The sequence below is a fragment of the Amycolatopsis vastitatis genome (genome assembly GCF_002234595.1).
GTDB classification, from domain to species: domain Bacteria; phylum Actinomycetota; class Actinomycetes; order Mycobacteriales; family Pseudonocardiaceae; genus Amycolatopsis; species Amycolatopsis vastitatis.
This window is the reverse complement of record NZ_NMUL01000005.1, coordinates 439,026-451,459: the sequence shown is the minus strand read 5'-3', so window position 1 is coordinate 451,459 and position 12,434 is coordinate 439,026. Positions and strand designations below refer to the sequence as shown.

Genomic DNA, 12,434 nt, shown 5'->3' with positions numbered 1-12,434 from the left:
CGGTTCCGTTCTCGGCATGAGGAGGTCGGAGTTGGACGCGGTCCTGCACGACCTCGCGCTGCACTGGCCGCTGTACACGGCGATGCCGTTCGTCGCGGCGCTGATCGGGTACGTCACCAAGCGCGTCGCCATCGAGATGATGTTCCGGCCCCTGGATTTCGTGGGGATCCCGCCGCTTTTGGGGTGGCAGGGCGTCGTCCCGAAGCACGGCGGGCGGATGGCCGCGGTGGCGACCGAGCTGCTGACGGCGAACCTGCTGGACCTGCGCGAGGTCTTCGGCCGGATCGACCCGGTGATCATCACCAGCGAGCTGGAGCAGCCGCTGCTGCGCGCGGTCGACCACATCGCGCGCGAGGTGCTCGCCGAGCACCACCCGCGGCTGTGGGAGGTCATGCCGACGCTGGCGCAGGAGATGCTGATCAAGCAGGTCCAGGCGTCGGCGCCGCGGCTGGTGCGGGAGTTCCTCGACGAGGTCCGCGAGAACCTCGACGACGTCCTCGACGTCCAGCACATGACGGTCCAGCGGCTGACGCGGGACAAGGCGCTGCTGGTCCGGCTGATCCGCGAGACGTCCCGCCCCGAGATGGCGTTCATCGCGCGGATGGGCATTTACTTCGGCTTCGGACTCGGCCTCGTCCAGACGATCGTGTGGGCGTTCACGCGCGAGCCGTGGGTCCTCCCGGCGTTCGGCGGCGTGATCGGGCTGTGCACGGACTGGCTGGCGATCAAGCTGATCTTCGTCCCCCGCGAGCCGGTCCACATCGGCCGGGTGATCTTCCAGGGCAAGTTCCAGCGACGGCGCGCCGAGGTGGCCCGGCAGTACGGCGAGCTGATCGCGAACGAGGTCCTGACGGTCCAGAACCTCCTGGACGCGGTGCTACGCGGCCCCCGCGCCGACCGGCTGTCCGCGCTGGTCGAGCACCTCGTTTCGGAAGCGGTCGACGCGCAGATGCCACTGGCGTGGACGGTGGGCGACAGCAGGCTGAAGGAGATGAAGCACGCGGCGGCCCGGAAGGCGCTGGAGCAGCTACCGGACACGGCCCGCTACGCCGAGGGGTACCTGACCGAGGCGATGGACGTCGCGAAGGTGATCGAGCAGCGGATGCTGGCACTGACACCGCTGGAGTTCGAGGGCCTGCTGCGGCCGGCTTTCCGGCAGGACGAGTGGAAGCTGATCGCCGTGGGCGGGGTGATCGGGTTCGTCGTGGGCGAGCTTCAGGTCCTGCTGATGCTGGGTTAGACCGCCGCGACCAGGTCAGGAGCCGGATCGGCCGAGCGGACGCGGGTCCGGCGGTCCCGCTGCCACGCGATCACCCGGCACACCACGTAGATCAAGAACGAAATCGCCGTCACGAACGCGCTCACCGGCAGGCCCGGCGCCAGCGACAGCACGATCCCGCCGAGCGCCGACACCTCCGCGAAGACCACCGCCAGCACCGTCGCCCGCAGCGGCGACGCCGTCACCCGGGCGGCGGCCGCGGCCGGCGTCACCATCAACGCCACCACCAGGAGCGAGCCGACCACCTTCACGCTCAACGCCGTCGACACCCCGACCAGCAGCGCGAACACCACCGTCAGCGTCTTGACCGGGACCCCGCGCGCCACCGCCACGTTCCGGTCCACCGAGGCGAACAGCAACGGCCGGTACACCAGCCCCAGCACTGCCAGCACCACCACCGACGACACCACGAACAACGTCAGGTTCGTCGAATCGATCGTGATGATCTGGCCCGTCAGGATCCCGAACTTGTTCCCGGACCGTCCTTTGTAGAACGACAGGAACAGCACGCCCATGCCGAGGCCGAACGAAAGGATCACGCCGATCACCGAGTCGCGGTCCGCGTCGCGCGCGCCGAGGATGCCCAGCAGCAGCGCCGCCACCACCGCGCCGATCAGGGCGCCGTACTCGACGCCGATGCCCAGCAGCAACGCCGCCGCGCCGCCGGTGAACGCCAGCTCCGATGTGCCGTGCACCGCGAACGACATGCGCCGCATCACGATCAGGGGCCCGAGGACCCCGGCCACCAGGCCGAGGATCGCCGCGGCCAGCAGGGCCGTTTGCACGCCGGGCAGCTCGGTGATCAGCTCCCAGGTCTTGCCGAAGTCGAACAGATCCAAGACTCAGCCCACTTGCTCTTCGACGTCGTGTTCGTGGTGGTGCGGTTCCCCTTCGCACAACGCACTCTGCGCACCCGCGATGTGGATCTGCCCGCCGACCTTGAGCACCTCGACGCGTGTGCCGTACAGCTCCGACAGCGTCGACGTGGTCATGACCTCGTCCGGCTTGCCGATCCGGAACTGGCCGTTGACCAGGTACAGCACCCGGTCGACGAACGGCAGGACCGGGTTGATCTCATGCGTCACGAACAGCACCGCCGTCCCCGCCGCGCGCCGCCGGAAATCGATCAGCTCGCTGATCGCGCGCTGGTGCGCCAGGTCGAGCGACAGCAGCGGCTCGTCGCACAGCAGCACCTCGGGGTCGCCGACCAGGGCTTGCGCCACCCGCAGCCGCTGCTGTTCACCGCCGGACAGGCGGCCGACCGGCTGTTTCGCGTACCGCGTCGCCCCCACATGGGAAATCGCCGAAGCGACGAGACGACGTCGTGCCGCCAAGCCGGAGAGCCCGAAACCCCAGCGGTGCCCGTCGAGACCCAAGCCCACCAGGTCGACGCCGCGCAGCGTCAGCGACTCGTCGATCGCGCGCTGCTGGGGGATGTAGCCGATCTTGCGGTTCGCGCCGCCCGGACGGCCGCCCGCGATCTCGACCGTGCCCGCCGACAGGTCCTGCATGCCGAGCAGCGCCTTGAGGAAGCTGCTCTTGCCGGACCCGTTCGGACCGAGCACGGCGAGGAACTCGCCCGGCTCGACGACGAGGTCGAGCCCCGACCAGAGGGTCCGGGGACCGAACGCCAGGCCCGCCCCGCGGACCCGGACCGCGGGACGTAAGTCGTCGGAGACGGGTGCCATGGCTACTTCAACGCCCCCGACAGCTCGTCGACTTCCCCGGTCATCCAGCCAATGTAGTCCGTCACACCCTTGGGCAGCGTCTCGGTCACGTCGACGACGCCGAGCCCGGCCGCCTTCGCCTGCCCGACGACGTCCTGGGTCAGCGGCGTCACCGTCTGCGCGTTGTTGATCAGCGCCTTGACCTGCTTGGTCGCGATGAGCTGCTTGTAGGTGCTGACCGCGTCGGCGGGCACGTCGGTGTCGTTCTCCACCGCGTCCGAGAACGCCTTCGGCGTCGCGTCGGTGATCTTCGCGCTCGCCAGCAGGTAGTGCGCGACCGGCTCGGTGACGACGACCTTCGTGCCCGGATGGGTGGTCCCCAGCTCTTCGAGGCGCTTCTCCAGCGCGTCGACCTTGGCCTTGAACGCCGTCGCGTTGGCGGCGAACTGCTGCTTCGACGCCGGCTGCAGCTCGCCGAGCTGCGCCGCGACCTGGTCGGCGACCTTGTCGACGCCCGGCAGGTCGTACCAGACGTGCTCGTTCTCGTCGCCGGTCGCGGCGATGTCGTAGGCGACGAGCTTCTTCGCGTCTCCCGCCTGTTCGGTGAGCTTGCCGAAGAACTCGTCGTAGCCGCCGCCGTTGGACAGCAGCAGCTGCGCGCCCTTCGCCGCGAGCGCGTCGTCGGCCGTCGTCTCGTACGAGTGCGGGTCGGCCGACGGGTCGTGGATGATCGACTTGACCTCGACCTTGTCGCCGCCGACGGCGCTGACCACGCTGCCCCAGACGTCGGTCGACGCGACGACCTTGATCTTCCCGGAGCCGCCGGACTGCGCGCTTCCGTCGGAGCCGGACGTCCCACCGGAGCACGCGGCCAGTGCGAACAGGGACAGGGCCGAAGCGGTGGCAAGCGCGGTCCTGGTGCAGCGGGAACTCATCGAGGGACTCCTGGAGACGCTAATGGAAACCGTTGTCAGATTCACCTTACCCCATCCGGATGACTTTCTGGCCATCCGCTCCCGCTTTGGTGTATGCGTCTTCACGCATGCGGATCGAGACATCGACCACGCGGGGTGTCTCTTCATGAATTCGATCTGAACCGTTACGGTTTGCTGATGGGCCGTCCTATTCGCACTCGTAGGCAGGCGACACTGGCGTCGCTCGCGGCGGAGCTCGGCGTGTCCAGGACCACGGTGTCCAACGCCTACAACCGGCCGGACCAGCTGTCCCCCGAACTGCGCCGCCGGGTCCTCGAGACCGCGCGGCGCCTCGGCTACCCCGGCCCCGACCCGGTCGCCCGCTCCCTGCGCACGCGCAAAGCCGGCGCGGTCGGGCTGCTGCTCACCGAGAACCTCTCCTACGCCTTCCGCGACCCCGCCGCCGTCGGCGTGCTCGAAGGACTGGCCCTGGCCTGCGAAGACGCCGGAGTCGGCCTGCACCTGGTACCGGCCAGCCCGGGCCGCGAAGACGTCGCCGCGGTGCACCGCGCGGGCGTCGACGGCTTCGTCGTCTACTCCGTGCCGGACGACGACCCGCACCTGGCCGCCGTGCTCGAGCGGCCGGTGCCGACGGTGATCATCGACCAGCCGAGCTTCGAAGGCGTCGACCGCGTCGGCCCGGACGACGCGGCGGCGGTCGGCAAGATCGCCGAGCACCTCGTGGCCCTTGGCCACCGCCAGGTCGGCGTGATCTGCATGCGGCTGGCTCGCGAGCGCAACGACGACTTCGTCTCCGCGACGCGGCAGAGCGGCGCGCACTTCCACGTCCAGCGCACCCGGCTGGAGGCGCTGGCCGTCGCGTTCTCGGCGGCCGGCGTCGACTGGGCGGGCGTCCCGGTGGTCGAGCGGTTCGACCACACGGTGGACGACGGCGCGTCCGCGGCCCGTCAGCTGCTGGACGCCTACCCGCAGATCACCGCGGTGATCTGCACCTCGGACATCCTCGCGCTCGGCGCCATGGCCGAGGCCGAACGGCGCGGGCTGCGGGTGCCGCAGGACCTGACCGTCACCGGTTTCGACGGCATCGCCGAGGCCGAGCGGATCGGGCTCACCACGGTCCACCAGCCCGTGCTCGAGAAGGGCAAGACGGCCGGACGGCTGCTGCTCAGCTCGGGCGAGCGGAGCGCGCCCAAGACGATCACCCTGCCGACCGAGCTGCGCGTCGGGCGGACGTCGGCGCCGCCGCGGACGGTCGAGGAGCCCTGGTTCGGCGGCTGACCGGCCGTGACATTGCTCGTAGTGCATTGCCCGATCGGGTACCCACCAGGTGCAATGGAGTGGTACGCCCGCGCCGCGGGGCCACTGGCCGGAAGGTGACCGATGACCTCGATCGACGTCTTGCTCAAGCGCAACCAGCAGCTCGGCGAAATCACGCCAGGCGACCGCTCGACACCGAAACCCTCGCTCCAGGTGGCCGTTCTCACCTGCATGGACGCCCGGATCCGGGTCTTCGAGATCTTCGGCCTGCTCCAAGGCGAGTCGCACGTCCTGCGCAACGCGGGCGGGGTGGTGACCGACGACATGATCCGCTCGCTGGCCCTGTCGCAGCGCAAGCTCGGCACCCGCGAGGTGCTGATCGTCCAGCACACCGAGTGCGGTCTCTCGATGGTCACCGAGGACGACTTCAAGGACGAACTGGAGAACGACACCGGTCTGCGCCCGACCTGGTCGGTCGAGGCGTTCCGCAATGTCGAGAACAGCGTCCGGACGTCGGTGGAGCGGGTGCGGCGCAGCGCCTACCTGCCGCACACGGACAACGTCCGCGGGTTCGTCTACGACGTGAAGACGGGGAAGCTCACCGAGGTCGAGTAGGCTATCGTCCCCATTCAGATGTTCTAGACATCCGAATGGGGACAGCATGCGCGTGCTCTTCGCCGGTCTCGCGTCGGCCGGCCACACGTACCCGATGGTCCCGCTCGCGGTCGCGGCGCGGGACATCGGGCACGACGTGCACTTCGCCGCCGGTGAGCACGTCCACGCGCCGCTGCGGCGACTGGGGCTCAACCCGTTCCGGCCCGCCGATTCGTTCTACGAGATCTACGCCGAAGACCTCGAGCCGGACCTGGCGCGGCTGCGACCGGACCTGGTCGTGCACGGCTGGGGCGTCCCTGATGCAGGCGTCGCCGCGCGGCGCGCCGGGATTCCCGCGCTCTGGCACGGGTTCGGCCGGATGTTCCCGCCCGGCATCGGGTTCGAGCGCCCCACCGGCGGCGTGCACCTGGACATCTGCCCGCCGTCCTTGCAGGACGCCGACTTCCTCTCGACCGCCGAGCGCCTCGCCCTGCGTCCCGTTCCCTTCGCCGAGCCGGGTGACTTCCGAGGGCCGCTGATCTACCTGACCCTCGGCACCGCCTTCGGCACCCCGGAGGTGCTCACGACGGCGATCCGGGGACTGGCCGCCCTCGGCGTGCCACTCGTGGTGGCCACCGGACGGGTGCGCCCCGAGGAACTCGGCCCTGTGCCAGACCACGTCACCCTGCACGCCTGGGTCCCGCAGGCGGCGGCGCTCGCGCGCGCGGACCTGGTGGTGCACCACGCGGGCAGCGGAACCACGCTGGGCGCGCTGGCCGCGGGTGTGCCGCAGCTCGTCCTGCCGCAGGGAGCCGACCAGTTCGCCAACGCCGAGGCGCTCGTCAGCGCGGGGGCCGCGGTGCGCCTCCTGCCGGGCGAACTGAGCGCGGACGCCGTTACCGAACAGGCCCGGAAGGCGTCGTCCTGCCGCGACGCGGCTCGCGTGATCGCCGCGGAAATCGCCGCCATGCCGTCCCCGGACGAAGTGGCCCGCGAGCGTCTCGCCGAGGTGAAGTAGCCTCCCGGCGTGGCTGTGGACGCTGACGTACTGCTCGACTGGTTCTCCGCGCACGGCCGGGATCTCCCGTGGCGCGAGCCCACCTGCTCGGCCTGGGGTGTCCTGGTCAGCGAAATCATGCTCCAGCAGACGCCGGTCGTCCGCGTCCAGCCGATCTGGCACGAGTGGATGGCGCGCTGGCCGGTGCCCTCGGCGCTGGCCGCGTCGTCGCAAGGTGAGGTCGTCCGGGCCTGGGGAAAGCTCGGCTACCCGCGTCGCGCCCTGCGGCTGCACGAGGCGGCCGGGGTGATCGCGCGCGAGCACGGCGACGTCGTTCCGTCCGATGTGGACACTCTGCTCGCGTTGCCGGGGATCGGGGCCTACACCGCGCGTGCCGTCGCCGCGTTCGCCTACGGGCGGCGCGCGCCGGTCGTCGACACGAACGTCCGACGGGTCGTCGCGCGGGCGGTGCACGGGGCCGGGGACGCCGGGCCCGCGTCGAACACCCGGGACATGGCCGACGTCGAGGCGCTGCTGCCGGCCGAGGACGCGCCCGCGGCTCGATTTTCGGCGGCGATCATGGAGCTGGGTGCGCTGATCTGCACCGCGCGGTCGCCGAAATGCGCGGACTGCCCGATCTACGACGCCTGTGCGTGGCAGCACGCCGGGCGGCCCGAGTACACCGGCCCGGCCAAGCCGGTGCAGCGGTACGCCGGCACCGACCGGTACGTCCGCGGGCGGCTGCTCGACGTCCTGCGTGGCAGCGAGGGCCCGGTCGACAAGGCTCGCCTCGACCTCGTCTGGCACGACAGTGGCCAGCGCGACCGTTGCCTGGACTCCCTGCTGGTCGACGGCCTGCTCGAACAGACCCGGGACGGCCTCTTCGCTCTACCGGGTGAACACTAACGCGCTACGACCAAAGTTGGTCAATAGTTGTCATCGGCGCGAACCGGAGTTACCTTTCTCACCATGGTCCACGTTGACCGCCGGACCCTGCTGAAGGCGGGGATGACCGCGACCGCGGCCGGCGCACTGGGGATGACGACCACGGGGACGGCCGGCGCGGCCGTGCCGGCACCGACGATCCACCCGACGTCCGAGTGGGGCGCCCGGCCCGCCTCGGGCGCGATCGTGGTGGAGAACCACAAGCCGACCTACATCGTCGTGCACCACGCGGTGGATCCGCCGATGAACAACGACTTCTCGTTGTCGCGCGCCTTCTACGTCTCGCGGTTCATCCAGAACCTGCACATGGACAAGAACGGCTGGATCGACAGCGGCCAGCAGTTCACGAACAGCCGTGGCGGGTACGTCACCGAAGGCAGGCACCGCAGCCTGGAGATCCTGCGCGGCGGCACGCAGCACGTCCAGGGCGCGAACGTCGGCAACCACAACAGCGAGGTCATCGGCATCGAGAACGAGGGGCTGTACAGCACCGTGGACGTGCCGACGGCGCTGTGGAACTCGCTGGTCTCGCTCGTCGCCTACATCGCGCACCAGTACGGCATCGCGCCCGAGTTCATCAAGGGCCACCGCGACTTCAACTCGACCGAGTGCCCCGGCCAGGTGCTCTACAACCGGCTGCCCGAGCTGCGGACGGCGGTGGGCCGCGTCCTCGGCGTCCCGGTGACGCGGTCCGAAGCGGAGTGGCCGCTGCTCAAGCCGGGCGACACGGGCCGGAAGGTCCAGCTGGCGCAGCGGTTCCTGCGCGCGTCCGGCTTCGGCGTCACGGCCGACGGCGTCTTCGGGAAATCGACGAAGGAAGCCGTGACGGCCTTGGCCACGCAGGCGGGGCTGCCGCGCGACACCTGCACCGCGGCCAAGGCGGCCGACGAGACCGGCTTCCTCGGCGCGGACGTCTGGCCGCTGATCGTCCCGGCCGACCGCTCCACGGCGGCCTGGCGAGCGGACCTGGCCCGGGCCTGAAGGGTCGACACGCGTGATCGGGAAGCCGACACGCGTGATTGGGGCGACGACACGGCGGCTCAACGGCGCGCTCGGCGTGTCGTCCCCCTGATCACGCGTGTCGACCCGGCAATCACGCGTGTCGACCTGTTCAGCGGGTCAGGACCTGGGAGAGGAAGGCTTCGACGGCGCCTCGGTAGGTCTCCGGGGCCTCGTCGTGGGGCAGGTGGGCCGAACCCGGGACCACCAGGTGCTTTGCTCCCGGGACGCGGTCGGCGACGAGCGCCTGCTGGCCCGGCGGCATGGCCGTGTGCTCGCCCTCGACCAGCAGCAGCGGGCAGCGGATTCCGTCCACAATGGACCAGAAATCCCGGCGCCCCCACTCGGCGGCGATGACGTACAGGTTCTCGAGGTCGGCGACCAGGTGGAAGCCGTCCTCGTGCTCCTCGACGCAGTCCGCGAAGTACCCTCCCGCGTCGCCGAAGAACTCCCGCACATGGTCGAGCGACTTGAACGGGACCGGCCAGCTCTCGAAGTACCCCCGCCAGGTCTCCACGGTGCGGCCGCGCTGATCCGGCGCGAAGTCCTCGGACACGACCGCGCGCACCAGCTCCGGGTACCGCGCCGCGGTCGCCCACGCGTGCAGGCCGCCCATCGAGTGCCCGATGAGCACCGCCGGACCAGCGTCGAGGCGCCGCAACGCTTCGGCGACGTCGTCGGCGAAGCGCTCGGTCGTCCACGGCCCGACGCGAGGCGCGTTGCCGTGGCCACGCGCGTCCAGGCCGTACACCGCGCCGTAGGGCCGGAGCCACTCCGCGACCCGCCACCACGTCCGCGCCCGGCCCATCAGGCCGTGCAGCAGAACGATCGGCACGCCGCTGCCGCCGAAACAGAGCACGCGGCCACCTAACCACATCTTCCCTGGTGCGGAACGTGACGAAGTGATCGCTTTCCATCACCTATGGTGGTCGTATGCGCCGCCGACCCACCGCCCTCGCCGTCTGCGCCGCGGTGATCGTCGCCGCGGCCTGCGGGGGTGACGCCGTCACGGCCGCGCCCCCGCCACCCCCGATGCACCCCGCTCCCGGGGCCGCCGGTGGCGGCGATCCGTATTACCCGGACGACGGCAACGGCGGTTACGACGCCCAGGGCTACCAGGTCGGCGTGACCTACGACCCGCCGAGCGGGCACCTCGACGGCGACACGACAGTCACGGCGAAGGCCACCCAGGACCTCAGCCGGTTCGACCTCGACCTGCGCGGCCTGGACGTGCACGGGGTCGAGGTCGACGGCAAGCCGGCGCGGTTCACCCGCGAGAAGGCGTTCGAGCTGGTCGTCACGCCGCCGGAGCCGATCCGCGCCGGGACGACGTTCCGCACGCGGGTCCGGTACGGCGGCGACCCGGCGAAGACCCCGCACGACGGCGGCAGCGAGAACGGCTGGCAGCACTCGGCCGACGGCGGCGCGTACATGGTCGGCGAGCCGCACTCGGCGGCGTTCTGGTTCCCCGTGAACGAAACCCCACGCGACAAGGCCACTTTCACGCTCACCGCGCACGTCCCGCCGGGGTGGACGGTCATCTCCAACGGCCGCGAGGGGCCGCCGGGCACCTGGACCGAGCCGAACCCGGTCGCGAGCTACCTGACGACCATCGCGATCGGCAAGTTCAGCGTCGACAAATCGACCCTGCCGGACGGCACGCCCGTGGTCTCGGCGTACGCACCCGGCACCGAGGACCGCCGTGCGATCGGCGACCGGCTGCCGGAGGTGATCGGCTTCCTGAGCGGCAAGTTCGGGCCGTACCCGCAGTCGGCGGCGGGCGGGATCTTCCTGAACGAGGACGTCCGCTTCTCCCTCGAGACGCAGACCCGGCCGACGTACGCGAAGTGGGCCGACCTGCCGACGCTGGTGCACGAGAACGCCCACGAATGGTTCGGCGACTCGGTGTCGCTCGAGAACTGGTCCGACATCTGCCTGAACGAGTGCTTCGCGTCGTATGCGCAGTGGCTGTGGGCCGAGCGCGAGGGCCAGAACCTGGACGACCGCTACCGCGCGGCCATCGAGATCACCCACGCCAGCACCGACTTCTGGGCGCAGAAGCTGGTCAGCATGGGGCAGGGCCACGAGTTCGAAGGCGTCTACAACAAGGGCATCCTGGCGTTGCACGCGCTGCGCCGCCAGATCGGCGACCCGGCGTTCGACCGGCTGCTGCACGAGTGGCCGTCCCGCTACCGCCACGGCAACGCGACCTGGCCGGACTTCGAGGCGATGGTGACGCGGATCAGCGGCAAGAACCTGCGCGCCTTCTTCGACGACTGGTTCCGCGGCACGGCGCTGCCCGCCGACGCCGACCTGTTCCCCGGCTCACTGCGCAGCTGAGCCACCCAGCAAAGACCGCGTCAACGCACTCCGCGCCTCCTGCATCTCCCGCAGCGCCGCCGCCAGCTCCTCGTCCCCGACGGCGACGTCCTCGTCCGGGCGCGCGCTCAGCGCCAGCAGCGACGCGCGGCGCAGCAGCTCCTTCACGAAAGACGCCGTCATCCCCTCGGTCGCTTCGACGATCGGGGCGAGGTCCGCCGTCAACGTGAGACCCCGTGCGTACAGGCGAAGCAGCGCTTCACGCCCCACCGCGTCCGGCAGCGGGATCTCGACGGCGAGGTCGACCCGGCCCGGCCGGTCGGCCAGCGCCTTCTCCAGCGCTTCGGTGCGGTTGGTGGTGAGCAGGAACGTCACGTCGGCGTCGCCGCCCACGCCGTCCATCGCGTCGAGCAGCGTGAACAGCAGGGGGTGCGCGTCCGGCCCGTGGCTGCGGTCCTGCGCGATGAGGTCCACGTCCTCCACCACGACCACGCTGGGCTGCAGCCGCCGCGCCAGCTCCGCCGCCTTCGCCACGAACCGCATCGCCGAGCCGGTCAGAACGATCACCGTGGTGCCCGGCAGGCGGCCCATCAGGTACCGGACCGTGTGCGTCTTGCCGGTGCCGGGCGGCCCGTGCAGCAACAGCCCGCGCTTGAGGTGCTGCCCGGCGGCCAGCAGCCGCTCGCCGTGCTCGGCGATGCCGACCGTGTGCCGCTCGATCGCGTCGAGGACGCCGTCCGGCAGCACGACCTCCTCGCCGGTCAGCTTCGGCCGCGGGAGGAACGTGAGCAGCTCGTTGCCGCGGTGCTCGCTGGTGCCGAAGGCCAGCACCTGCCCCCGCAGGAGGTCGTGCTCAGCCATCAGGCGCTCGACGCGGTCGCGCACCTCGGTGGCGAGCCCCCGTGACGTCGCGAGCACCTCGAGCCGGCACTCCATCTGCCCCCACTGCGGGTTGCCGCCCCGGATCGCGACCACCACCGGCGCCCCGCTCGGCGCGCTCGTGCCGACGAGCCCGAGCTGGACCACTTCCGTCGCTGCGTCCGGGCCGACCGTCGTCGTCGTGAAGTCGACCGAACCGAGCTCGAACGTTCCTCGCATGCGTGCCATCACCAGCATGCCGATGAGGTCCTCGGGACTGCGCTGGCCGCCGGCGACGCCGAACCAGTCCACGGCCGTGCCGTGCTCGGCGAGATAGGCGTCGACACCGCGCTGGAGGTTGGCGTGCTCCCACATCGGCCAGCTGCGCGTCACGACCACCGCCTCCAGCAACCGGACGCCGAGGTGGCCGGTCACGCGGTCGATCAGTTCGCTGCCCTGGTCACTCGCGACTTCGTCGGCGGTGGCGCGGACGATCCGGGCGAGGTCGGCGGCGAGGTCGCGCTCGGTGCTCCCCATGCCACCACAGTGGCACGGATCACACCGCGCGGCCAACTAGTCTGGGG

General features: G+C 70.8%; 12 protein-coding genes. 7 read left to right on the top strand and 5 right to left on the bottom strand.

From position 1 onward, the window contains the following. Positions 1-31: 31 nt before the first annotated feature. The gene (locus CF165_RS05790; RefSeq protein ID WP_093946338.1) at positions 32-1,240 is read left to right on the top strand and encodes a DUF445 domain-containing protein; all 1,209 of its coding nucleotides are present in this window, start codon (positions 32-34) and stop codon (positions 1,238-1,240) included. Here CF165_RS05790 and CF165_RS05785 read toward each other — a convergent pair. From CF165_RS05785 to CF165_RS05775, 3 genes are read right to left on the bottom strand one after another with little or no spacing between them, the layout of a single operon-like run. Continuing rightward, positions 1,237-2,118, bottom strand: coding sequence for a metal ABC transporter permease (locus CF165_RS05785; protein ID WP_093946337.1), 882 nt, complete (start codon positions 2,116-2,118; stop codon positions 1,237-1,239). The two genes, CF165_RS05790 and CF165_RS05785, sit on opposite strands and share 4 nt — an antisense overlap. A 3-nt stretch (positions 2,119-2,121) precedes the next feature. Continuing rightward, positions 2,122-2,967, bottom strand: coding sequence for a metal ABC transporter ATP-binding protein (locus CF165_RS05780; protein ID WP_093946336.1), 846 nt, complete (start codon positions 2,965-2,967; stop codon positions 2,122-2,124). 2 nt (positions 2,968-2,969) lie between these two features. Next, positions 2,970-3,881, bottom strand: a complete 912-nt coding sequence (locus tag CF165_RS05775) for a metal ABC transporter solute-binding protein, Zn/Mn family (RefSeq protein WP_093946335.1) — start codon at positions 3,879-3,881, stop codon at positions 2,970-2,972. Positions 3,882-4,058: 177 nt separating this feature from the next. Between CF165_RS05775 and CF165_RS05770 the strand changes: the two genes are divergently transcribed. From CF165_RS05770 to CF165_RS05750, 5 genes are all read left to right on the top strand, one after another. After that, positions 4,059-5,159, top strand: a complete 1,101-nt coding sequence (locus CF165_RS05770) for a LacI family DNA-binding transcriptional regulator (RefSeq protein WP_093946334.1) — start codon at positions 4,059-4,061, stop codon at positions 5,157-5,159. 102 nt (positions 5,160-5,261) lie between these two features. Beyond that, positions 5,262-5,753, top strand: a complete 492-nt coding sequence (locus tag CF165_RS05765; protein ID WP_093946333.1) for a beta-class carbonic anhydrase — start codon at positions 5,262-5,264, stop codon at positions 5,751-5,753. Positions 5,754-5,799: 46 nt separating this feature from the next. Beyond that, positions 5,800-6,750, top strand: a complete 951-nt coding sequence (locus CF165_RS05760; RefSeq protein WP_093946332.1) for a glycosyltransferase — start codon at positions 5,800-5,802, stop codon at positions 6,748-6,750. 9 nt (positions 6,751-6,759) lie between these two features. Further along, the gene (locus tag CF165_RS05755) at positions 6,760-7,635 is read left to right on the top strand and encodes an iron-sulfur binding domain-containing protein (RefSeq protein WP_093946331.1); all 876 of its coding nucleotides are present in this window, start codon (positions 6,760-6,762) and stop codon (positions 7,633-7,635) included. A gap of 63 nt (positions 7,636-7,698) precedes the next feature. After that, on the top strand, positions 7,699-8,655 hold the full coding sequence (locus tag CF165_RS05750; protein WP_093946330.1) for a peptidoglycan recognition protein family protein: 957 nt from the start codon (positions 7,699-7,701) through the stop codon (positions 8,653-8,655). Positions 8,656-8,785: 130 nt separating this feature from the next. Here CF165_RS05750 and CF165_RS05745 read toward each other — a convergent pair whose 3' ends face one another. Next, entirely contained in the window at positions 8,786-9,532 is a 747-nt protein-coding gene (locus CF165_RS05745) for an alpha/beta fold hydrolase (protein ID WP_093946329.1), read from the bottom strand. Positions 9,533-9,606: 74 nt separating this feature from the next. Between CF165_RS05745 and CF165_RS05740 the strand changes: the two genes are divergently transcribed. Beyond that, the gene (locus CF165_RS05740; RefSeq protein ID WP_093946328.1) at positions 9,607-11,013 is read left to right on the top strand and encodes a M1 family metallopeptidase; all 1,407 of its coding nucleotides are present in this window, start codon (positions 9,607-9,609) and stop codon (positions 11,011-11,013) included. On the opposite strand, the gene CF165_RS05735 is transcribed toward CF165_RS05740, so the two are convergent. Continuing rightward, the gene (locus CF165_RS05735) at positions 10,999-12,387 is read right to left on the bottom strand and encodes an AAA family ATPase (RefSeq protein WP_093946327.1); all 1,389 of its coding nucleotides are present in this window, start codon (positions 12,385-12,387) and stop codon (positions 10,999-11,001) included. The two genes, CF165_RS05740 and CF165_RS05735, sit on opposite strands and share 15 nt — an antisense overlap. Between the last annotated feature and the right edge of the window lie 47 nt (positions 12,388-12,434).

What these genes read in the sequence shown, in the direction of transcription:
- CF165_RS05760 (WP_093946332.1), top strand. Translation starts at nt 5,800, where the DNA reads ATGCGCGTGCTCTTCGCCGGTCTCGCGTCGGCCGGCCACACGTACCCG.
- CF165_RS05780 (WP_093946336.1), bottom strand. Translation starts at nt 2,967, where the DNA reads ATGGCACCCGTCTCCGACGACTTACGTCCCGCGGTCCGGGTCCGCGGG.
- CF165_RS05740 (WP_093946328.1), top strand. Translation starts at nt 9,607, where the DNA reads ATGCGCCGCCGACCCACCGCCCTCGCCGTCTGCGCCGCGGTGATCGTC.
- CF165_RS05765 (WP_093946333.1), top strand. Translation starts at nt 5,262, where the DNA reads ATGACCTCGATCGACGTCTTGCTCAAGCGCAACCAGCAGCTCGGCGAA.
- CF165_RS05770 (WP_093946334.1), top strand. Translation starts at nt 4,059, where the DNA reads ATGGGCCGTCCTATTCGCACTCGTAGGCAGGCGACACTGGCGTCGCTC.
- CF165_RS05775 (WP_093946335.1), bottom strand. Translation starts at nt 3,881, where the DNA reads ATGAGTTCCCGCTGCACCAGGACCGCGCTTGCCACCGCTTCGGCCCTG.
- CF165_RS05750 (WP_093946330.1), top strand. Translation starts at nt 7,699, where the DNA reads ATGGTCCACGTTGACCGCCGGACCCTGCTGAAGGCGGGGATGACCGCG.
- CF165_RS05735 (WP_093946327.1), bottom strand. Translation starts at nt 12,387, where the DNA reads ATGGGGAGCACCGAGCGCGACCTCGCCGCCGACCTCGCCCGGATCGTC.